This is a genomic window from Winogradskyella ludwigii, assembly GCF_013403985.1.
Lineage (GTDB): Bacteria > Bacteroidota > Bacteroidia > Flavobacteriales > Flavobacteriaceae > Winogradskyella > Winogradskyella ludwigii.
The window spans coordinates 469,035-491,039 of sequence record NZ_JABFDF010000003.1; the positions used below are offsets into that span (position 1 = coordinate 469,035).

A 22,005-nucleotide genomic window follows, 5' to 3' on the forward strand; every position below is an offset into this window, starting at 1 on the left:
TAAAATATAATGAAAACAATAATTTTTAATTTCAAAGCACTCACAATTATAGCTATAACGATGTTTGTGACGTCTTGTAAAAGTGATAAATCATCCACAATACAAGCCAAATACACACAGCTATCTGACATAAGTAAGCCAAGCTACGTTCAGGTAGCAACAGGACAAGTATCTCTTTATGATGAAGATGGAAATATAATCACCGATTTAAAGTCAACTGATTCATTATTTGGTCAAGATGCTAATTACCTAAAAGGTAAGGAAATGAAATATCTTAATAACGGAGATGGCACAATTAAAGATCTTAATACTGGATTATTATGGCAAGAAGTCCCTACAACAGAGGGTTTCGATTGGCAAGATGCCAAAGATTATGCAGAAAATTTAGAATTAGGAGGTTATGACGATTGGAGAATGCCAACATTAAAAGAACTATATTCTATCAGTGATTTCAGTGAAGGCTGGCCATATTTAGATACAACATACTTCTCACTAGTAAATAATGAGCATGTCGATAAAAGTGAACAATATTGGGCAGATAATCCATACGTTGGTCATACTGAAGAAGGTGGTTATACAGCTGCTTTTGGAGTCAATCATGCCACAGGGCATATTAAAGCGTATCCTGGAGAGGAGCCTGAAGATAGAGGAGACCGCAAAGGTCCACCTCCAGGAAATCAAAAACCTAAGAATCAAGAAGGAGCAAAGCGCGATGAAAATAGACCACCACCTCTAGGAAATGGAGAACGCCCAACAGGAAATCCAATGTTAAAACATGTACGAGCTGTTCGTGGTGTTGTTTATGGAACCAATGATTTTGTAGATAATGGAAATGAAACCATCACAGACAAGGCTACAGGCTTAATGTGGTCTAAAAATGATAGTCAAAAAGGTTTCGATTGGAAAGAAGCCTTAACCTATGCCGAAGGTTCCGAATTGGCAGGCTATTCAGATTGGCGTTTACCGAATATCAAAGAATTACAGGGTATTGTGGATTATGATTTTGCACCTGGAGCAAAAGACACATCAAAAGAAGGGCCTGCTATTGATCCAATATTTAAAACTTCAGAAATCACCAACGAGAATAATGATATGGATTATCCATATTTCTGGTCAAGTACTTCAGCCCGATTTCAAAAAGGAAAACCCTATTATTATGCGTGGTATGTGGCATTCGGACGTGCCGTAAACAATGAAGGTTTAGATTTTCATGGGGCAGGAGCAGTACGTTTTGATACCAAACACGAAAATGGACCTGCAAGTGAAGGAGGAGAACGCTATTATAATTATGTGCGCTTAGTCAGGAATATAGAGTGAGAAATGCTAATTGAATTTAGAATGAAAGCAATAATTTTATTTGAAATTTTTCAATAAACCTTACTTTTGAAACTATTGCTGCCAAAAAATAACGATCACAGATTAAATCAACTTTGTAATAGCTTTTGCTACGATTAAATAAGACCTAATGTATAAAAACAATAAAATCACGGTATTTTCACACTTACTAGTATGGCTAGTATTGTTCAGTATGCCTTACGTATTATCTTATGGCCAATCGCAAGAAATAAATAGGATTATAGCACATTTCTGGATTCCTTTAGTGCTTTATGCTGTCATTTTCTACACCAATTACTTTGTACTAATAGATCGGTTTTTATTTACTAAAAAAATGTGGCAATTTGTAGGTGTCAATTTCGTAATGATTGCTATGTTTATTACCTTAAAAGAACAAATAGAAAATAATTTCTTTGCAAGCTTATTAAAGAAACCTGCCAACGATGATGGTAATGGCCCTCCTTTTAAGATGTTTCTATATATCCAAATGCTGTCGTATATGGCGCCTTTATTATTTTCTATAGCTATAAAAACGACCAAACGTTGGATACAAACAGAAAGCGAACGCAAGGAAGCGGCTCATATTAAATTGAAGTCCGAGTTGCAGCATTTACATTACCAGTTACAACCACATTTCTTTTTTAATTCATTAAATAATATATATGCTATGGTTGATATTTCACCAGACAGAGCAAAAACATCCATTCATAGTCTAAGCAAATTAATGCGTTATATGTTGTATGAAACGAATGTAGAATCTATTCTTTTATCTAAAGAGATCGATTTTATGAAAAAATACATCGACCTCATGAAACTTCGTGTTTCAGATAAAACAGTAGTTAACTATAGTTTTCCTGTAAAAGAAACAGGTATCAAAATCGCACCTTTACTTTTCATTTCATTAATTGAAAACGCATTTAAACATGGAGTTTCTGCAAGTAAAGAAAGTTTGATTTCTATTGATATGTCATATTCTAATAATAAAGTGATCTTTGTTATAGAAAACAATAATTTCCCAAAACAGACGGATGATAAAAGTGGCTCCGGTATTGGTTTACAGAATTTAATAAAACGTCTAGAATTATTATATCTTAATAAATATGAGTTTAAAACAACCTTAAAAGACGAGTGTTTTTCTGTACTTTTAGAAATTGAAACTACTTAAAGGATATTATGAGTAATATTAAGATTACATGTGTTATTGTAGATGATGAGCCCATGGCTCTTAATTTAGTTGAAAGCTACGTTGAAAAAACACCTTTTTTAGATTTTAAAAAGAAGTGTAGTAGTGCTATTGAGGCTATGGAATATATTAAATCCAATCCTGTAGACTTACTGTTTTTAGATATTCAAATGCCAGACTTAACTGGGATCGAATTTTCTAAAATGCTACCCAAAGAAACACGTGTTATTTTCACAACCGCTTTTGATCATTATGCTTTAGAGGGTTTTAAAGTTGAAGCCATAGACTATTTGTTGAAGCCTTTTGATTATGCTGAGTTTTTAGCCGCCGCCAATAAAGCCAATACGTGGTTTGAATTGGTAAGAGGGCAACGAAAAAGCATCTTGTCTGAAGAAAAAGAGTTTTTGTTTGTGAAATCTGAATACAAGCAATTACGTATTAAGCTAGCCGATGTGTTATATTTTGAAGGCCTAAAAGATTATATTAAAATATGGATAAAAGGCAACACAAAACCCATACTAACGTTAATGAGTTTAAAGTCTCTTGAAGAAGAATTACCTTCTACACAGTTTATGCGTGTGCACAGATCTTTTATTGTCTCGTTAAATAATATAGATGTTATAGAGCGCAGTCAGATTATTATTAATGAACAACGCATCACGGTTTCAGAGCATTACAAACCTACATTCTTAGAGTTTATCAATAATAATTCATTAAAATAATTTAGATAATCTTAATTCGTCTAGAAATCCACCTTTTTAAGAGGTGAATACACCTTGTTTGTCTATTTCGTTTTATCAGCCTTATAAACATGGTTACATTTGCGCTATCATAATATATAATAAAATCATACTCATGAAAAAAACAGTACTATCATTTGCCGTAGTTATCACTATGTTTAGTTGTAACAGCGTAAAAAACGTTAATACATCATCGCTTACAGATGCTGCAACATTATTAAGTTCTTTAAGTTCTAATTCTACAGTACAACAAATTACAAGTCTTTTTAGCTTATTAGATACTAATAATGATGAAGCTATAAGTTCTACAGAAGCTATTGGAACTGTATCAGATAATTTTAATGTTTTAGACACAGATAGTAACTCTAGTCTTAACTTAAGTGAGTTAACAGGTTTACTCGGTTTATTAAAATAAAATTTGTTTAGTCTAATAAGAAGGTACACTTTAAACAGTGTACCTTTTTTATTTTATTCAAATTTCAACTGTTTTCCTTTTGGTTTTAAAAAGCCAATCTATTAAATACCTAGATTCATAGATAAAATTTAAGCACTCGTCTATTTCTTTTTTTTAACCCTCAAATGACAATTACCTTTATAGTATAATTAAGATTATACAACGTCTAAAAGATTATAGAAGAGGAGAATTTTAATCATTTAAAACTTAAAATTATGAAAGCATTTATTAAAACATGTATACTACCATCATTATTTTTGATAGCTGTAAGCACACAAGTTTCGGCACAAACAAAAAGATCTACGGCAACAAAAAAAGTTGAAAAAACTACTAAAACTGTTAGCACGACAAATAATAGTAGAACCACAAAAAGAATACCGAGTACCAAAGTAACTTACAAAAAAACAACGCGTAAAGTTCCTTCTGTAAGATCGGTACCTGCCACTAGAACGGTTGTAAAACACAACGGACAAAGTTATTACTATGCTAATAACAAATATTACACGCAGTCTAGAGGACGTTATATTGTAATTGCACCAAAAGTAGGTTTCAGAATAAAAAAATTACCTACAAATTATAGAAGAATACAGCATAACAACTACAATTATTACAATGTAGATGGTACATTTTATATAGCGTATAACAATGAATACGAAGTTGTAGATCCTGAAATAGGTACTATAGTATATGAACTTCCAGACGATTACGAAAAAGTAACCATAGACGGACAATCGTATTACGAATATGCTAATATTTTATACGAAAAAGTACAAGTAGATGGCACAAGAGCTTACGAAGTTGTTGGTATTATAGATATGCAATAGTTATTAAAAAATATAAGATTAAGATTGATTGGTTGTTTTGAAGAAAAGGGGGAGTAGTTGTTATAACTATTCTCCTTTTTAATTTTAAGATAAAACCTAAATTACAACCTTGGCACTTACGGTTGTTATACTTCTGAAAAATTTACGGTATTATAAGACAACCACTTTAGAAATGTTATTTATTTTTTAATGTTCAAAGGTGTTTTAAAAACTAAGATTAAACTTAACATAAAATTCATCAAAAATACTTTGAGTTCTTAGTATTAAACTTATATTAAAACTAATAATTGTTTTGGTAATGTTGAAGTATTTCATGTTATTGCGCGATTAAAAATTTTAAATAATTAATGGACAACTTAATTACATTCAGTATTACAGTGTTTACAGGCTTTTTTGCTATAACGAATCCGATATCAAACATGACTGTGTTCTTGTCGTTAACACAAGGAGCTAACGAAAAAACAAAACGAGATATTAATAAAAGAGCAAATGTTATTGCTTTTATTATTGTAACCGTTTTTGTACTCTTAGGTAAATTTATTTTTGAACTGTTTAATATTAGTATTCCTGCATTTAAAATTACGGGTGGTATCCTTATCTTTTTTATTGGTTTTGATATGCTACAATCCAAACAGTCCAATGTAAAAAGTCTAGAACATGTTCACATTGACGAAAATATTGCAGTATCACCATTAGCAATTCCAATTCTAGCAGGTCCTGGAACGATTGTTACAGCAATGAATTTTGTTTCCAATGTAGAAATTATACATATCGTTTTGGTCATTGCCATATTTGGGTCCATGAGTTTATTAACGTATTTCACCTTTAGAATAAGCGACCTAATTGTTAAAATTGTTGGTCATAACGTGATTTCAGTAATTGGTAAAATAATGGGGTTAATTATAGCCATCATTGGCACAGGTATGATTATCCAAGGGATTAAAATTTCCTTCAATTTAATAGCAAGCTAAATCAAAAGAGAGTAAAATAGTTAGTAGCTCAGAAATATGAACTAGTTTTTACTTTAAACGAAGTAAAAACTAAGATTTTGTTCATATTATCTCAAACATTTGTAAATATTAGATGATAAAACCGACTACATTTTTATAAATTTACCTTTTATTATCTAACGTTGTAACTGAATATATTTATGAACCCTAACCATATAGCGTATTCCATTTTAGACCTAGCTTTAGTTTCTGAAGACCACACGCTTAAGCAAACATTTGATAATGCCTTAAAATTGGCACAACATGCTGAAGATTATGGTTATAAGCGTTATTGGTTAGCAGAACATCACAACGCAGAAAATATTGGAAGTGCAGCAACGTCTATTTTAATTGGCTATGTGGCTCAAGGCACTAAAACCATCAACGTAGGTGCTGGTGGTATTATGTTACCCAACCATTCTCCTTTAATTATAGCAGAACAATTTGGGACGCTAGGAACATTATATCCTAACCGAATTGATTTAGGTCTAGGACGAGCTCCAGGAACGGATAAAGAAACAGCAGAAGCCATTCGTACCGACTTCATGGAAGCTGCACAATCATTTCCTACTGAAGTAGAAAAAATACAAACTTACTTTTCTGTAGATAATGAAGAAGCAAACGTACGTGCTACTGTAGCAGAAGGAGTAAAAGTGCCTCTTTTTATTTTAGGTTCTAGTACAGAAAGTGCGCATTTAGCAGCAAAAAAAGGCTTACCATATGCCTTTGCAAGTCATTTTGCAACCACACACTTTTGGGATGCAATGGCCATTTATCGTGATGAATTTAAACCCACTAGAGCATTAAGGAAACCATACATTATGGCTGGTGTAAATATTATCATAGCAGATACAAACGAGGAAGCAGAGCGTTTATCAACCTCTTTAATCCGAATGATCGTTGGTATATTTACAGGCAGACGTGCCAAGGTACAACCACCTACAGATATGACAGATGAATTGAGGGATATTATGAGAAATCCACAAGTACATCAAATGCTCAAATATTCTTTTATAGGAAGTAAAGCTAAGGTTAAAGCATTAGTTAAACAATTCCTAGCCCAATCTAAAGTAAATGAGCTTGTTGCGGTTACACACGTATATGATATCAACGACAGAATTAAATCTCATAAAATGTTCGCTGAAATTATAGACGAACTAAATGTGAGCACCTCAATAATGCAACCTCATTAGTATTTTAACCTATAGTCTTAATAGGAAAAGTTAAATACTGATTAAATAATTTTTTTGGAACACTTTATCATAAACCTCTTTACTAAACATATACAGTTGCGCTGGCTTTTTGGACACACCAACTTGCTTTTCGTCTAATGCAATGATGTATTTCTTATTTATCAATTTGCGTCTAAAATTCCGATTATCAATATCTATTCCTAATATCGATTGATATAAATCTTGCACCTCATTTATGGTAAATTTATCAGGAAGCAATTTAAATATAATAGGCTCAGATAAACATTTTACCTTTAAATCCTCATAAGCTTCTAATATAATCTGTTCGTGATCAAAACCCAATTCAGGTAACGTATCTACAGGAAACCATTTAGCGTGATAGTTATTGTTTTTTAAATTGACATCTTCAGTTTTTAATAAAAAATAATAGGCTACAGTGGTGGTTCTTTCATGAAACTCAGCATTTTTTATCCAAATCAAATCTTTCGGATTTAGCAATCGATCCGGATCACCAAAAGCTTTAAATTGTTTTTTATACTGATCGGTTAAACCAGTCAACTCTTTTAAGACACGCGTCGCAGTTTCATCTAAAGTCTCATTTTTATAAACATGATAGCCTGTTAATACATAATCATCAACCAAAACCATTTTTTCAGACTCTAGGTAACGCTTTATTAATAAAACATTTAGGGACTTTGTATGTATATCATATCCAAAAACGACACAATCTACAGATATATTTAATATTATTTCAGATTTCATAAAATTAAAAATAAGGGTTTCTTTATTTAAGGCTAATATACCAAAATATAATTAAACGTCAATTATACATTATTAAAATCAGCTTTGTCACCGTTTAACTTACAGGTGTTAATTATCAATATAGCATACATTGATGATAAGCTAACATATATTTTTTGATAATAATTTGATTTTTAATAAATATTTGTTTTACATTTGAAAAATAAACGTAAATATGACGTTTATAAGTTTTGGATGTATTAAAAGCTCACAGAATGAACAGACAAGAACATAATTTGGTAAAAAACAACGTAAACAAGACCTCTCAAAATTGGAGTAATCTTCATTTACCAATGTTATGTTGTTTACTGTTTTTTGGATTTAATGTAACCTCTGCACAAGAAGAAAAAGAGACGCAAGACGATTACAAACCATTTAACATGAGTGCTCATATAAAAAACATGCACACTTGGCACGGATTTGTGGTTCACCCAGGAGCAATTTTTGCAACAAGTTTAGAGTATAATTCACGTGATTCTAAATTAACCTTAGGTTTATGGGGAGGTGCTGGCTTAACCACTATTGATGTGGTTAATAATAACACAGGAGACTATGTTAGTGCTAATTATCAAGAGCTGTCTATTTATGCAAAGTATCGTTTTTCAGATAATTTCTTTATAGAAGCCGTTTCGCATAATAATTTTACAGGCGTTGAAGAAAGAGGTGATAAATTAAGCTACTGGAGTTACGATAAGGATCAAGGATACAACTTTGTAGATTTAAATTTTGGCGTCAATGTTTCTAAAAACACAGCATTATATTTTGCAACAATACTTGGTGGAGGATCTGGAGATTATGAAGTTCAAGATAATGGTGATTTAGAAAACTCTTGGACCCATTATTTTGAAATAAAAAGTAAAGTTTGGGAGAAAGACGATTATAAACTATCTCTTTTTATCGGTGGTGCATGGTCGTTTATTACAGACAAAACGTTTTATACAGAAGGCCAAGGCAATATTATTAATGTAGGAGCAAGTTTAAATAAAAACATTAATTTAGGTAAGGTAAAAATCCCTGCAGAAGTTACTGCGATGTGGAATCCCGAAAAGCAAAAAGCGGTATTACAACTAGATATCACAATTTTTTAAACCAAATAATGACGGCTATTTATAGTGCTTCTTTTATCAAAAAATAAAATAACGGCTAATTTCAATAAATTATATTATGGACACATCCAATGATTTCCAACAGTTCCAAAACCTAGAAGCAGAACAATTACCAATTGCCAAAAACAAATTGCACAATTGGACGCATTTTGCAGGTATTTATGCCGCTGAACATGTCGCTGCTACTGAGTTTGTTATTGGTGCTACTTTTGTGGCTTTAGGAGCAACAACCAAAGACATCTTATTAGGTTTGTTAATTGGTAATATATTAGCCGTTTTAAGTTGGACGCTCATTACATCTCCTATTGCTGTAGATACACGATTAAGTTTATACACCTACCTCAATAAAATTGCTGGAGATTCTATGACCAAGCTTTATAATTGGGCTAATGTCATTATTTTTACTGTGATTTCTGCAGCTATGATTACAGTATCGGCTACAGCAGTACGATTTGCTTTTGATATTCCGGCACAACTCAATTGGTATCCCACAAATTTATGGTTTATAGTAATCGTTTTAATTGTAGGTTCTGTTGTGGTATCTATTGCCATATATGGGTTTAAGGCAGTCTCTGAGTTTTCTGGAATCTGTGCTCCTTGGTTATTCGTTATGTTTACTTGTGGTGCTTTTGTTCTTTTACCGGCTTTATCATTAGAGGTATTAGGAAAAACCATTCCTACAGGATGGAGCGATTTCGTAAGCTTAGGAGACCAATCCATTTGGACAGGCATAAATAGCGATGGAGAGCCTGGTATCGGGTTAACGGAAGTCATTGGTTTTGCTTGGGCAGCAAATACCATTACACACTTCGGACTTATAGACATGGCGTTGTTTCGTTTTGCTAAAAAGAAATCTTACGGATTAACAACCAGTACAGGAATGATGTTTGGGCACTATGTGGCTTGGATTTCAGCCGGAATTATGGGAGCTGGTGCAGCCGTCATTCTCGGGAAATCAATTGTAGAACTAGATCCAGGTGATGTAGCATACTACGCTTTAGGTTGGTCTGGTTTTGTAATCGTTATTGTAGCAGGTTGGACCACAGCAGTTGCTAACCTTTATAGAGCCGGTTTGGCAGCGCAAGCCATCTTTAAAAATCATTCGCGTAAAAAAACCACCATAGCTGTTGGTTTAGTTACCATGGTTGTCGCTTGTTTTCCTTTTGTGTTTTCTCAAATATTACCCTTACTTACTTATGCGGGTTTATTAGTAGTCCCAGTCGGAGCGATTGTATTTGCTGAACATCAAATATTCCCTCGTATTGGTTATACACGCTATTGGTTACATTACCGCCAATTAACCGTGAGCAAACCTGCCATCGCTTCATGGGCACTTGGTCTTATCTTCGGATTTGGACTAAACGCATTAGATGTCATGTCTTTCTTTTACCTATTTATACCCACTTGGATATTTACCATAATCGTTTACACGCTTTTAGCAGGAAAATATGGTGCTAAAGACAAATATCCAGAAGCTGAAGAAAAAGAACTCGCACGTAACCTAAACATTGCAAAATTTCAAGAACAACAAGCAGAAACAGAGCAGGTGATTATTAAAGATATCTCAATATTTACTAAAATATTAAGAGGCATCTCGTTGTTGGTTTTAATTATAACAGTAATCTTAGCTTGTAATGTATTATTTGGAAGTGCAGACGAAGAGATCTACACACAAAACAGAGAGCTATTCTATAAATACGCATTCATCTGTACAGTAATATATTTTGTTACGGCCTATTGGGCACTTAAACGTGGAAAAATCAAAAACACCTAAACATCATGGAAAACATAATTAAACTTAATCAAAAGAATTTAGCAGAAATTGCAAAACAAATACCTTGTCCTACTTACGATAGAAGTCAACTAAAAACAGGTATTGTACATGTGGGTATTGGCGGATTTCATAGAGCACATGAAGCCTTTTACACCGATGAATTATTACATGATGAATCTATTAAAGATTGGGGAATCTGTGGTGTGGCTTTATTAGATTTTGACACTAAAATATATAACACCTTAAAAGAACAAGACGGCTTATACACGTTAATTATAAAAGAACTCGATGGCACGCTTACCAAACGCGTTATTGGAGCAATAACAGAATGCTTATTTGCTCCTGAAGATCCTATTAAAGTGATTGAAAAAATGGCGAGTCCAGAGGTTAAAATCATCACCTTAACCATCACAGAAGGCGGTTATAACTATAATGAAGCAACCAAAGAATTCGATTTTAGCAATCCATTAATTCAGCACGATTTAGAACACCCGAAAGCACCTAAAACTATTTTCGGTTATTTAACCCAAGCTTTAAAACTGAGAAAAGAACGCAGTTTAAAAGGTTGCACCATTCAATCTTGCGATAACATTCAAGGTAATGGACACATGACCAAAAGAATGTTACTTAGCTATGTAAAAACGGCTGAACCTGAATTATTAGCTTGGATAGAAACGAACGTCTCATTTCCAAATGCTATGGTGGATAGAATTACACCTGCAACATCTCCATTAGACATCGAAAAATTAAAAGAAACTTCTGGGATTGATGATGCCTGGCCAGTCGTTTGCGAACCGTTTAAACAATGGGTTATTGAAGACGATTTTATAGCAGGACGTCCAGCTTGGGAAACCGTTGGTGCACAATTTGTAGATGATGTTGTGCCTTACGAAAAAATGAAATTAAGCTTACTAAACGCAGGACATTCTGTATTGGGAATTCTTGGGGCATTATATGGCTATTCAACCATAGATGAAGCTGTAGGGAATGCAGATATCAGTTCGTTTTTAAGAATATATATGGGCAACGAAGTCACACCAACACTAGGTGATTTAGAAGGCGTAAACTTAAAAAATTATAAATTCTCATTAATACAACGGTTTGGAAATACCTATATAAAAGATCAAATTGATCGTATTTGCTCACAGAGTTCTGCTAAAATTCCCATATTTATTTTACCAACCATCAACACACAATTAGAGACAAAGGGATCTATTGATCATGCCGCTTTTATAATCGCTGCGTTTGCCATTTATAGTGTTGGCGAAAATGAATTTGGAACACAACTCATCATTAAAGATGCTATGGAAAGTGTTTTAAATGAAAAAGCCATCGCAGCCAGAACCAATCCTGAAGCCTTTTTAGAAATAGAAGCCATATTTGGATCTCTTAAAGACAACAAAACGTTTGTAAAATCGTATTTCAACGCCTATCAAAACATTGTTCAAAACGGTATTGAAAAATCAGTGAAGGATATTAACAGTAATGTTTTAAACGAAATTTAGATGAAAAATATAGTTTGTTTTGGTGAGGTGCTATGGGACGTATTCCCAACGCATAAAAAAATAGGAGGAGCACCGCTAAATGTTGCTTTACGATTGCAATCCTTAGGCAACAACGTTTCTATGATTACGAGCATAGGTGCAGACAAAAAAGGTGAAAAAATTAAGACATTCATACAAGAACATGGTGTAAATATAAATAACCTACAAATTGACGAGATCCTAAAAACAGGTAAAGTAAAAGTCATGTTGAATGAAAAAGGATCGGCTTCTTATAATATTATGTATCCAAGAGCATGGGATAATATTCAGCTCACAGCAGATGCTAAGATAGCAACAGAAATGGCAGATGCCTTTGTGTTTGGAAGTTTAATAGCAAGAGACGATGTATCAAGACATACATTACATGAACTCTTAAAATTAGCGAAATATAAGATTTTCGATGTCAACCTAAGAGCACCATATTATACCATCGACGTTTTAAATCATTTAATGAATGAAGCCGATTTTATTAAATTCAACGACGACGAAATCTTTGAAATCGGAGAAAAGCTAAACTCTAAAACACATTCTTTAGAGCAAAATATGCAATTCATCGCAAAACAGACCAATACCAAAACCATTTGTGTGACCAAAGGACGTCATGGCGCTATTTTATACTACAACGATATGTTTTATTACAATAGTGGTTACCATATTGATGTGGTAGATACGGTTGGTGCTGGTGATTCTTTTTTAGCATCTTTAATTAATAAATTGATTAATAATGGAAATCCTCAAGAGGCTTTAAATTTTGCCTGTGCTATTGGAGCACTTGTCGCAGGAAGTGAAGGAGCCAATCCTGAAATAAAAACAGAAGACATTTATCAGTTTATAGCACCGATTTAATAAGTTATTCTATATAAGGATGACGCGTTCTCAATTAGAGTAAACAAAATTGAGAACAATAAAAAAAAGCCAGATAAATAATAATTCATCTGGCTTTTTAAATTCAATAAATATAAAGATACGGTTACTTAGATATCACGCGTTTTACAATAGTACCTTCACTAGTGATAAAGCGTATAAATAAGATCTTATTATTTTGAGATACAGTAGATAAATCAAGACTAATAACAGAATCATCATCATCTTTACTAATCGTATGCGTTAAACGTTTTAATAAACGTCCACTAATGTCAACGATTTCAATAGTCGCATTCGCATCTAGAGTAGTGCTGTATTTTAAATGTAACGTCCCATTAAATGGAACAGGATAAGCTTCGAGATTAAAACTATGTCTATAAAAAGGACCTGATGAAGCAGAGCCATCGCAAGCATCTCCTAAACCATTACCATCAGAATCCGTCTGATCGGGATTATAGGCATATATACAGTTATCTACGCAATCTGCAACACCATCTTGATCCGTATCGGCAAAGCCTTCATCTATAACACCATCTCCATTGTTATCAATACCATCACAAATTTCTTCTATTTCTGGTTCATCACAAACATCACCAATTCCGTTACCATCTAAATCGGCTTGATCTGCATTAGCAACTTCTGGACAGTTATCAATACAATCTGCAACACCATCTCCATCAGTATCTGCAAAGCCTTCATCGATAACACCGTCTCCGTTATTATCAATACCATCGCAAATTTCTTCTATTTCAGGTTCATCACAAACATCACCAATGCCGTTACCATCTAAATCAGCTTGATCGGCATTAGCTACTTCTGGACAGTTATCTATACAATCTGCAACACCATCTCCATCAGTATCGGCAAAGCCTTCATCGATAACACCGTCTCCGTTATTATCAATACCATCACAAATTTCTTCTATTTCTGGTTCGTCGCAAACATCACCAATGCCATTACCATCTAAATCGGCTTGATCTGCATTAGCAACTTCTGGACAGTTATCAATACAATCTGCAACACCATCTCCATCACTATCGGCAAAGCCTTCATCGATAATACCGTCTCCATTGTTATCAATACCATCGCAAATTTCTTCAGAAGTTGTTGGAGGAAAACCTACAGTTGTATCAAATAAATAAGGATGAACTTCTCCTGAATTCTGCTCAAAGGCTTCAACTATAATTTGCCCATCAATATTAAAATTACTTCGATTATTAAAACGAGCATTGGGCGCGTAAATAGTGCCATAAATTTGTGCTCCTCCAGTATAATTAAGAGTCGAACTTACATCTGCAAAATTGTATAAAATATAAGGTGCATAACTTAAAGGACCTCCTACAATATTAGGCCAACTGTGTAATGTCACCACATCGGGATCTGCGCTAACAGTAGTAATATTAACAATAAATGGAGTCATTTCTGATGGCACTAAACCATTAAACTTAATCTCACTAAAGCTATTAAATTCTGCAACGGTTAAATTAATAACGTTGGTAGCATTCGGAATTAAATCAACCCATAATTTACCTTGACTAAATTCATTTAAGTTCCAAGAGACATTGGTATTTTGTGTATTTAAATAATCTGAAACAGCTATAAACTCATTAAACGCAGCTGTAAAATCTATTTGAGGATCTGCAGCAATAGAGGTATAGGCCTGTGGCGTAGAAAGTGCGATACTTGGTGTACTATCAAAAGAACCTCCTAATGCTGTAATTCGGGTATTAGCAATCACATTGTTTTGGTCCACTTCAAAAATAGTACTCGTAGACAAATCACCGATCTTAATATAGTTGTTTTCTAAAACTTGTAGCCGACCAGAGACATAATTAACTTTACCGTTCACCACCAACGCAGTGGGTTGTGCATCTCCGTTATAATACGTGTTTCCGCCAAAGATATTCAGCGTGCCATCGAGAGTTAAATCACCTCCAATAGCCCAAGAACCTTCAGATTCTGTTTTGATGGCTATAGCATTACCAGAAGTAAAAACATTAAAATTTGTAGCGGCGGCTGTAGGATTTACAGCATCAGATTGTGCGTTTAGATGACTGCTAACATTGAAAAATGAATAGCAAACAACGAAACTAAATAGTAGTTTTTTAATTTCCATAAAATGTATTTGTAGGTTAAGTATAACAAAAATAACATTTTAAGCGTTAATTATGTGTCGTTCATCGAATAGTGGAGGATAATTTTAAAAAATAGAACAAATAAATGGCTTGATTTAAGTATAATGTCTGATTATATCTCGAATTTGAAAAATCTAGAAAGATCGCTTGTACACAAACATCTATAAGACATTAAGGTTTAGTCTTTTCTGATTTTTTAAACTTATAAATCACCCCAAAGTTAAGTCCGAAGGAAGAATAAGGGACTTTAACGGCTAATTCTTTGGAAGGATCTGTATTATCACTCGACAACTCATCAACATAAGTCGTCGTTTTATAAGTTCCGGCAGGTAAATTATCTAACGTATAGAGCCCTTGTACGGCAACCGTACCATCAGGTAAAACAACATTGGTATTAAACGCTGTAATTTCAGAATCTTTTCGCTTCAAACTAATACCATAATACTCGGCTTCGGCAAACACACTAAAGTGATCGTTTAAAGGATACTCGTAACCAATAGCAGCGACAAAACCTAAAGGAAATTGGCCGTGATAATCTTCAACATAGTTCGTCTCAGAATACGAGCCAAGTGGCACACCTATGGCATCAGCTTCTGCTTGAGAAAACGTAGATTTCTGATGCACAACAGCTTCAGTCTTACCTCCCAATTTAACAAGCGCACCAATACGACCATAAACATTAGGATTAAAGCGATAAACTAAAGACGCTGCAGCTCCAAAAGCACGTGCTCTAGCAACAGCATCCACATCATATCCTGTAAGATGAACTTTAGAAACCGTCTGATCAGAACCGTGCAGATATCCCAAACTCAAATCAACTCCAAAATGCGCATTAAAAAAATACGTTCCGCGTAATTGAGCATTTAAACCTTCGCCATAACTACCATAGGCATTTTCTGCACCACCAGAGTTCTGAATTTCTCCAGTCTTCATTCCTGCACTACCAATGGCATAACCACCGCTTGCCGAAACTTGAAATTGTGCATAAGCTATGCTGCTTAGCAATAATGCTATACATACAATAAGAATCTGTTTCATAAGATAAAAATTAAGAAGTCAAAAATTAACCATCCTAAAGATACGATTTCTTAAGGGGGTTTAACGTTAAGTTTTTCATAATTATGAAACGAAATTTAGATAAAAGCGATGCCAACAAAACCTAAAAAAATAACGTGTTTACAACATCTTATTTTTGTAATACCAATGAAAATAGTATATTCGAAAAAGGAAAGAGACTCCTCCTTAAATACCAATAAGTCAGATGAAAACCGAAAACCAAACGAATACAGAAAATAGTCTGAAACAACTAGAAAAAGACAGAATCATTGAAAGACAACTTCGCTTTCAAGACTTATTAATTAATATTTCTACAACCTATATCAATTCAGATTTATCAGACATCGATAAATTAATTAATACATCCTTAAAACAAATTGGGGAGTTTGTAGAAGCAGACCGTAGTTATGTTTTCTCTTACGATTTCGAAAAAAATGAAACCTCAAACACCTACGAATGGTGCTCTAAAGGTATTGATCCCGAAATAGAGAATTTACAAAATATTCCTATAGAATATATCACACAATGGACAGATGCACACAAAAAAGGAGAAGCCTTTTATGTTGAAGACGTCAGCCTCTTGCCTAAGGATGGTGAATTAGGACTACGTGCCGTTCTAGAACCGCAAGGCATTAAAAGTTTGATTACCATACCTAAAATTAAAAACAATGAATTAATTGGATTTATTGGTTTTGATTCGGTAAAAAAAATCAATAAATATAACGACAATGAAAAAGATATTCTTTTCGTTTATGCAAACATGCTAGTCAATGTTATACAGAGAAAAGAAAACGAAGTACAAATAAAAGCACAAGAAAAAAAGAAAGAAGAATTATTAAAAAACTTATCACTTCAAAACAAAGAATTAAACGAATATGCCCATGTAGTGTCTCATGATTTAAAAGCACCACTTATAAATATACATACACTAATAGGTTGGTTCATAGACGATAACAAAGAAGCACTAGGAAAAGAGCTTTTAGCTCCATTAAACAATGCATTGCTTAATGTCGAAAAAATGGATAATCTTATTAAAGGGATTTTAGATTATTCAACAATCGATAAATTAGAAGCGCAAGACTCACTTATCAATTTCAATTCTATTATTGAAGAACTACTTAAAACACTATTAATTCCAAGCAACATAACCATCAGCATTCAAGATAATTTGCCTAACATCTATGGTAACGCATGGAAATTCAAACAGGTTTTTCAAAACTTAATTCAAAATGCCATTAAGTATTCGGATAAAGAAAATGGCAAAATAGAAATCGGATTCACGGAAAGCAAAGATCATTTCCAGTTCTTTGTCAAAGACAATGGCATCGGCATTAACAAAAATTACTTCGATAAAATATTTAAAGTCTTTACCAGATTAGAAAGCACAGGCACGTCTTCAGGTATTGGACTCTCCATTGTAAAAAAAATAATCACGTATTATAAGGGTGAGATTTGGCTAGAAAGCGAAGAGGGGAGTGGTACTACATTTTATTTTACACTTTCAAAATCCTAAACAATTCCTTCACAATTAAACGCAATTGGAAGTACGCTTTAAAGTGGCTAGAAAACGAGACTGTTAATTGCAACTAAGTGATATATACCATTATGATGATTCGCACATTTTGACAAACGCAAAAGCAAATCATAACACTCCATCAGTTTAAAGTTTAGTTACCGCAACCTATAAAGGTTCTATAGAATTTAACCTTACTACCAGACCTAATAAAAAAGGGGCTTAATGAATACCTAAAGCTTCTGAAATTTATAACAACAACGAAATAAACAACAGTAACAATGAGAAAAATAGACGCATTATTAGCTGAATATGCCGTAAGCCACCAAACAAAATTAAATATTGCCATACATTATGTTTGTGTACCGCTCATCTTTTTTAGTCTAATTGGCTTATTGGCTAGCATTCCTTTACCTGAATCTATCATTGGTGTTTTTCCAAAGGCACTAGCTCCTTATATTCATTTGGGAACACTTGTTATTTTATTGGGTTTAAGCTATTACTTACGCTTATCAATAGTGTTGTTTTTAGGTATAATCGTATTTTCTGTTCTGGTTCTTTTTACCATTCACCAAATTGAATTATTACAAATAGCACCACTTTGGATGCTAATGCTCGGAGTGTTTGTAGTCTCTTGGATTGGTCAATTTATTGGACATAACCATGAGGGAAAAAAACCGTCGTTTCTAAAAGATTTACAATTCTTAATGATTGGTCCTGCCTGGACAATGAGTCATGTGTTTGATGCTTTTAAAATTAAATTTTAACAAGAAATAAGAGGGATGAAGTGCTATACCTTAAGCTTATTTTTTTCATAATAAAATGTTATTTATAAAACAAGATTGATTTTAAGGCGTTATTATTACAACATCAAAACCTTATCAATCAATCAGCTATGCCTTCAAAACCGCTATTCCTGTTGCTGTGCCTTATCATGTCGTTTGCAAAAGCACAGAACAATCAAACAAACACAACTTCCGCACCAGAAACCATCACCGAAACTATCAGAGGAACCATCGTAGATAAAACCGATGGCACTCCGTTACCATACGCATATCTAAAAATAGATAAAACAGCGTTGGGAACTGTTACGGAAGGCGACGGTAAATTTCAAATCACCATTCCTAAAAAGTACGATTCTTACACCATCACCATAAGCTACTTAGGCTTTGAGGATCTTATACTAAACATTGCCGAATTTAAAGCACTGAACGGCACCACCATAAACATGACGTCCGAATCTGTGTCATTAGATGAAGTCCTTGTGGAAGAAACAAAAGAGAAATTGCCTAGCGCAAAGTCTCTACTAAGAAAAGTCATTAAAAACATACCGTCAAATTACTCTACGTCTCCAAGCTTAATTACAGGCTACTACCGCGAAACCATGACCGAAAATGGCGAATACATTAAATACACCGATGCGGCTTGCGAATATTACGAAGCTCCATATCGTAAAAAGAAGTACAAATGGAGAGACTACCAAAGCCCATACGATTTCTCTATGAGCAGTGGCACATTTAATTTCGATGCCAATTCACTACACCGCATACATTTTCACCACCAAACTTTAAAAGAAGAACAGGTAAACGTTATCAATTCCAGATCCAGCAGCAGTTTAAGTAAACGTGAATTTCATGGCAATATTGAAGGTGGTCCTTTAAGTCTATTCTCCAGAAATAGAGTAAAATACCAACAGAGTTTCCTAGGTAAAAAAGCCACGCGTGATTTCGATTATACCATTTCAGAAGAATTAGACGACTCAGGTAATTGGGTCTATGTCTTAGAGTTTCAGACTAAAACCACCAAAGCAGATCTCGATGCGGTGGCCTCTCCAGATCGCAGAAATAGAAAACAATGGAACAAGGCGAACAAGCGTAAATTACTAAAGGGCAAAATCTATATTAACCCAGACAACTACGCTGTAATGCGTTATGAGAGTAGCATTCCTAACCAACTCAAAGAATATTTCTGCGGTTACAAATACAACCAAGTCAAGCATTTCGATTACAAATTGGACGTACGCTTCAAGAAAAACGGTGAACACTATGTTATAGATAACATGCGACACGAGGACGAATTCATCTTTAAAGATAGCATCACCCAAACTACGACCTATTATTCGGCAATTTCCGAATTTAAAACCTCCAAAATCAACACCAATATCGTTAAGAAATTCCCTAGAGAGGACAATTTTGCCAATACCATGTCCAATCACTTATACGAGTTCCCACTAGACTACGATAATAAATTCTGGCAAAACTACACCCTAAATAATCCCATAGCCACCATCGATACTATCATTAGAAAGGATATGGAATTCGAGAAAACCTTAGAACAACAATTTAGAGACAAACACATCCGTAACGATTCCATGCCGCAACCCAAAGCGCCAATCATAACCTCTAGTTTTAAAATTCATGGCGAAACCTATACGGATAATTATGCTTGGCTAAAAGATACCAAAGCTCCAATAAACAATAAACCCGTCATGGAGTACTTGCGTCAAGAAAATAAATACACCGATAATTACAACATTCCACTAAAAAAAGCACAACGGAACATTTTTAAACAATTAGTAAAAACAGTCGAAAAAAACACCAGCTCATTACCTGTCAAAAAAAATGGCTATAGCTATTACAGCAGCTACACGGAAGATGATGAATACCCTATCTATTACAGAAAAGGCATCACCAAAGATACCCTTACAGAGGTGTTACTAGACGTTAACGAATTAGCTAAAGAAAAAGACTACTACACTGCAAGTCCTGGTGCCGTTAGTCCTAATAACCAATTCATCATGGTATACGAAAACACCACAGGAACAGATGAATACACCCTGAAAATAAAAGACCTTTCCAACCATACTTTTTTAACCGATTCTATTAATAGCGTAGGAGGAACGGTTTGGCTAGATAACAATACCTTTCTATACGTTAATGTCGAAAAAGGTACCTACAGACAGTCTAAAGTAATGCGCCATAGCATTGGCACAGACTCCAATACCGATACCATCATCTACGAAGAAAAAGACCCTAGTTTTGGCGTTTCCATTCAAAAATCAAAATCTAAAGATTATATTTTCTTTAACACCTCTAGCAGTACCTCCTCTGAAAATTGGTATTTAAAGACGGACAACCCAACGGGAGACTTTAAAATCATAAAACCACGTGAAAAAGGACACTTATATGGTGTGGAGCATCATAAAGACCTGTTTTATATCATCACCAATAAAAACGCCCTCAACTATAAAATAGCGACAGTACCTGTGAATGCTATTGAAACCAGAACATGGACTGATATCATTCCACATCAAAAAGGCGTATTAATTCAAAATTTGCAGGTATTCGATAACTATCTCGTGATTAATGAAAAAGAAAACGCACAGCCTCGTCTTAAAATCATCGACCAAACCACTAAAGAAAGTCATTTTATTAAACTGAAAGAGGACTTTTACAATATCGGTATCGGTTACAATCCAGAGTTTGCTACAGACAGTTTACAGTTCAGTTACAGTTCTTTCGAGACACCATCTACCACGTACAAGTACAACATGGCAACTAAAAAGAAACGGCTAGTAAAACAACACAGTAAACCCATTACGCATCCGTTCTATAAATATGTGGTAGAACGCAAATGGGTGACTGCAAAAGACGGACAACTAATTCCGCTAACCCTCATTAGTCACAAATGGCGTTCTAAAAGAAAAAGCGATAACCACAAAGTCTACCTAACGTCCTACGGATCTTACGGTTCTGGCCAAGGCATACCTGGCGGCGTAACAGCACACATGCTGGTAAATTCAGGCTACGTCTATGCTATTGCACATATTAGAGGTGGGGACGATATGGGGAAAGAATGGTACGAGGATGGTAAACTATTTAACAAGAAAAATACCTTTACAGATTTTATAGCTTGTGCAGACTATCTCATTGCAGAAAACTATGCTAAAAAGGGTAGTATTGTTGCCCAAGGTGGCAGCGCTGGTGGTCTATTAATGGGTGCCGTAATTAATGAACGACCAGAATTATTCAATACCGTAATTTTAGATGTGCCGTTTGTAGACGTTATAAATACCATGTTAGACGAAAACTTACCACTAACCGTTGGCGAGTTTGAAGAATGGGGAAATCCTAAAAACAAAAAAGCATACCAATACATCAAGTCCTACAGTCCTTATGATAACGTGAAAGCACAAAATTACCCCAATCTACTGTTCTTCACTGGACTGAACGATACTAGAGTAGGGTATTGGGAGCCCGCTAAAATGGTAGCCAAACTAAGAGCTACTAAAACCGATGATAACGTACTGCTATTAAAAACAGACTTTTCTAACGGACACTCTGGTGGTTCTGGCAGATTTGCTGGCTTTAGAGATAGCGCGTATAAATTAGCTTTGATTTTTGAGTTGGAGCGATTATCAAAAATAACACCTAAAGCGCAGGTTTTAAATAATTAAACTATTACGGCATGGATGGAAATAGCGGAATGGCATAA

The 22,005-nt window shown here is 34.3% G+C and carries 17 protein-coding genes; 14 read left to right on the forward strand and 3 right to left on the reverse strand.

What is annotated here, in order from left to right:
- Nucleotides 1–9 precede the first annotated feature (9 nt).
- From HM981_RS10295 to HM981_RS10325, 7 genes are all read left to right on the forward strand, one after another.
- Nucleotides 10–1,317 carry an Lcl C-terminal domain-containing protein gene (locus tag HM981_RS10295; RefSeq protein ID WP_179338698.1) on the forward strand — a complete coding sequence of 436 codons (1,308 nt, stop codon included), beginning with the start codon at nt 10–12 and terminating at the stop codon, nt 1,315–1,317.
- Nucleotides 1,318–1,528: 211 nt separating this feature from the next.
- On the forward strand, nt 1,529–2,500 hold the full coding sequence (locus tag HM981_RS10300; RefSeq protein ID WP_246286211.1) for a sensor histidine kinase: 972 nt from the start codon (nt 1,529–1,531) through the stop codon (nt 2,498–2,500).
- Nucleotides 2,501–2,508: 8 nt separating this feature from the next.
- Nucleotides 2,509–3,240 carry a LytR/AlgR family response regulator transcription factor gene (locus HM981_RS10305; protein WP_218846389.1) on the forward strand — a complete coding sequence of 244 codons (732 nt, stop codon included), beginning with the start codon at nt 2,509–2,511 and terminating at the stop codon, nt 3,238–3,240.
- Between the two features lie 133 nt (nt 3,241–3,373).
- A complete protein-coding gene (locus HM981_RS10310; RefSeq protein WP_179338700.1) occupies nt 3,374–3,673 on the forward strand; it encodes a hypothetical protein in 300 nt (99 codons plus the stop codon).
- Nucleotides 3,674–3,927: 254 nt separating this feature from the next.
- On the forward strand, nt 3,928–4,536 hold the full coding sequence (locus HM981_RS10315; RefSeq protein WP_179338701.1) for a DUF6515 family protein: 609 nt from the start codon (nt 3,928–3,930) through the stop codon (nt 4,534–4,536).
- A gap of 347 nt (nt 4,537–4,883) precedes the next feature.
- Nucleotides 4,884–5,507 (forward strand): MarC family protein, encoded by a 624-nt coding sequence (locus HM981_RS10320; RefSeq protein WP_179338702.1) that lies wholly within the window; start codon nt 4,884–4,886, stop codon nt 5,505–5,507.
- Between the two features lie 179 nt (nt 5,508–5,686).
- Entirely contained in the window at nt 5,687–6,718 is a 1,032-nt protein-coding gene (locus HM981_RS10325; protein WP_179338703.1) for an LLM class flavin-dependent oxidoreductase, read from the forward strand.
- Nucleotides 6,719–6,748: 30 nt separating this feature from the next.
- On the opposite strand, the gene HM981_RS10330 is transcribed toward HM981_RS10325, so the two are convergent.
- Nucleotides 6,749–7,480: an NUDIX hydrolase gene (locus HM981_RS10330; protein ID WP_179338704.1), complete on the reverse strand. Its 732-nt coding sequence runs from the start codon at nt 7,478–7,480 to the stop codon at nt 6,749–6,751.
- Between the two features lie 254 nt (nt 7,481–7,734).
- On the opposite strand from HM981_RS10330, the gene HM981_RS10335 reads away from it, so the two are divergent.
- The 4 genes from HM981_RS10335 to HM981_RS10350 all read left to right on the forward strand — a co-directional run bounded on the left by HM981_RS10335 (nt 7,735) and on the right by HM981_RS10350 (nt 12,789).
- Nucleotides 7,735–8,607 carry a hypothetical protein gene (locus HM981_RS10335; protein ID WP_179338705.1) on the forward strand — a complete coding sequence of 291 codons (873 nt, stop codon included), beginning with the start codon at nt 7,735–7,737 and terminating at the stop codon, nt 8,605–8,607.
- Between the two features lie 76 nt (nt 8,608–8,683).
- Nucleotides 8,684–10,399: a purine-cytosine permease family protein gene (locus HM981_RS10340; protein ID WP_179338706.1), complete on the forward strand. Its 1,716-nt coding sequence runs from the start codon at nt 8,684–8,686 to the stop codon at nt 10,397–10,399.
- A 5-nt stretch (nt 10,400–10,404) separates the two neighbouring features.
- Nucleotides 10,405–11,904 carry a mannitol dehydrogenase family protein gene (locus HM981_RS10345; RefSeq protein ID WP_179338707.1) on the forward strand — a complete coding sequence of 500 codons (1,500 nt, stop codon included), beginning with the start codon at nt 10,405–10,407 and terminating at the stop codon, nt 11,902–11,904.
- Nucleotides 11,905–12,789 (forward strand): carbohydrate kinase family protein, encoded by an 885-nt coding sequence (locus HM981_RS10350; RefSeq protein ID WP_179338708.1) that lies wholly within the window; start codon nt 11,905–11,907, stop codon nt 12,787–12,789.
- 124 nt (nt 12,790–12,913) lie between these two features.
- Here the strand turns inward: HM981_RS10350 and HM981_RS10355 are convergent, their stop codons facing one another.
- Nucleotides 12,914–14,923: a collagen-binding domain-containing protein gene (locus tag HM981_RS10355; protein ID WP_179338709.1), complete on the reverse strand. Its 2,010-nt coding sequence runs from the start codon at nt 14,921–14,923 to the stop codon at nt 12,914–12,916.
- A gap of 190 nt (nt 14,924–15,113) precedes the next feature.
- Nucleotides 15,114–15,980, reverse strand: coding sequence for an outer membrane beta-barrel protein (locus HM981_RS10360; RefSeq protein ID WP_179338710.1), 867 nt, complete (start codon nt 15,978–15,980; stop codon nt 15,114–15,116).
- A 223-nt stretch (nt 15,981–16,203) separates the two neighbouring features.
- Here HM981_RS10360 and HM981_RS10365 point away from each other — a divergent pair, with 223 nt between their 5' ends.
- The 3 genes from HM981_RS10365 (at nt 16,204) to HM981_RS10375 (ending at nt 21,967) form a co-directional block, all read left to right on the forward strand.
- Entirely contained in the window at nt 16,204–17,511 is a 1,308-nt protein-coding gene (locus HM981_RS10365; protein ID WP_179338711.1) for a sensor histidine kinase, read from the forward strand.
- Nucleotides 17,512–17,792: 281 nt separating this feature from the next.
- Nucleotides 17,793–18,278 carry an Mpo1 family 2-hydroxy fatty acid dioxygenase gene (locus HM981_RS10370; protein ID WP_179338712.1) on the forward strand — a complete coding sequence of 162 codons (486 nt, stop codon included), beginning with the start codon at nt 17,793–17,795 and terminating at the stop codon, nt 18,276–18,278.
- Between the two features lie 167 nt (nt 18,279–18,445).
- Nucleotides 18,446–21,967: a prolyl oligopeptidase family serine peptidase gene (locus HM981_RS10375; RefSeq protein WP_179338713.1), complete on the forward strand. Its 3,522-nt coding sequence runs from the start codon at nt 18,446–18,448 to the stop codon at nt 21,965–21,967.
- Nucleotides 21,968–22,005 lie beyond the last annotated feature (38 nt).

What these genes read in the sequence shown, in the direction of transcription:
- HM981_RS10295 (WP_179338698.1), top strand. Translation starts at nt 10, where the DNA reads ATGAAAACAATAATTTTTAATTTCAAAGCACTCACAATTATAGCTATA.
- HM981_RS10340 (WP_179338706.1), top strand. Translation starts at nt 8,684, where the DNA reads ATGGACACATCCAATGATTTCCAACAGTTCCAAAACCTAGAAGCAGAA.
- HM981_RS10300 (WP_246286211.1), top strand. Translation starts at nt 1,529, where the DNA reads ATGCCTTACGTATTATCTTATGGCCAATCGCAAGAAATAAATAGGATT.
- HM981_RS10335 (WP_179338705.1), top strand. Translation starts at nt 7,735, where the DNA reads ATGAACAGACAAGAACATAATTTGGTAAAAAACAACGTAAACAAGACC.
- HM981_RS10330 (WP_179338704.1), bottom strand. Translation starts at nt 7,480, where the DNA reads ATGAAATCTGAAATAATATTAAATATATCTGTAGATTGTGTCGTTTTT.
- HM981_RS10325 (WP_179338703.1), top strand. Translation starts at nt 5,687, where the DNA reads ATGAACCCTAACCATATAGCGTATTCCATTTTAGACCTAGCTTTAGTT.
- HM981_RS10360 (WP_179338710.1), bottom strand. Translation starts at nt 15,980, where the DNA reads ATGAAACAGATTCTTATTGTATGTATAGCATTATTGCTAAGCAGCATA.
- HM981_RS10365 (WP_179338711.1), top strand. Translation starts at nt 16,204, where the DNA reads ATGAAAACCGAAAACCAAACGAATACAGAAAATAGTCTGAAACAACTA.
- HM981_RS10375 (WP_179338713.1), top strand. Translation starts at nt 18,446, where the DNA reads ATGTCGTTTGCAAAAGCACAGAACAATCAAACAAACACAACTTCCGCA.
- HM981_RS10355 (WP_179338709.1), bottom strand. Translation starts at nt 14,923, where the DNA reads ATGGAAATTAAAAAACTACTATTTAGTTTCGTTGTTTGCTATTCATTT.
- HM981_RS10315 (WP_179338701.1), top strand. Translation starts at nt 3,928, where the DNA reads ATGAAAGCATTTATTAAAACATGTATACTACCATCATTATTTTTGATA.
- HM981_RS10350 (WP_179338708.1), top strand. Translation starts at nt 11,905, where the DNA reads ATGAAAAATATAGTTTGTTTTGGTGAGGTGCTATGGGACGTATTCCCA.
- HM981_RS10370 (WP_179338712.1), top strand. Translation starts at nt 17,793, where the DNA reads ATGAGAAAAATAGACGCATTATTAGCTGAATATGCCGTAAGCCACCAA.
- HM981_RS10320 (WP_179338702.1), top strand. Translation starts at nt 4,884, where the DNA reads ATGGACAACTTAATTACATTCAGTATTACAGTGTTTACAGGCTTTTTT.
- HM981_RS10310 (WP_179338700.1), top strand. Translation starts at nt 3,374, where the DNA reads ATGAAAAAAACAGTACTATCATTTGCCGTAGTTATCACTATGTTTAGT.
- HM981_RS10345 (WP_179338707.1), top strand. Translation starts at nt 10,405, where the DNA reads ATGGAAAACATAATTAAACTTAATCAAAAGAATTTAGCAGAAATTGCA.
- HM981_RS10305 (WP_218846389.1), top strand. Translation starts at nt 2,509, where the DNA reads ATGAGTAATATTAAGATTACATGTGTTATTGTAGATGATGAGCCCATG.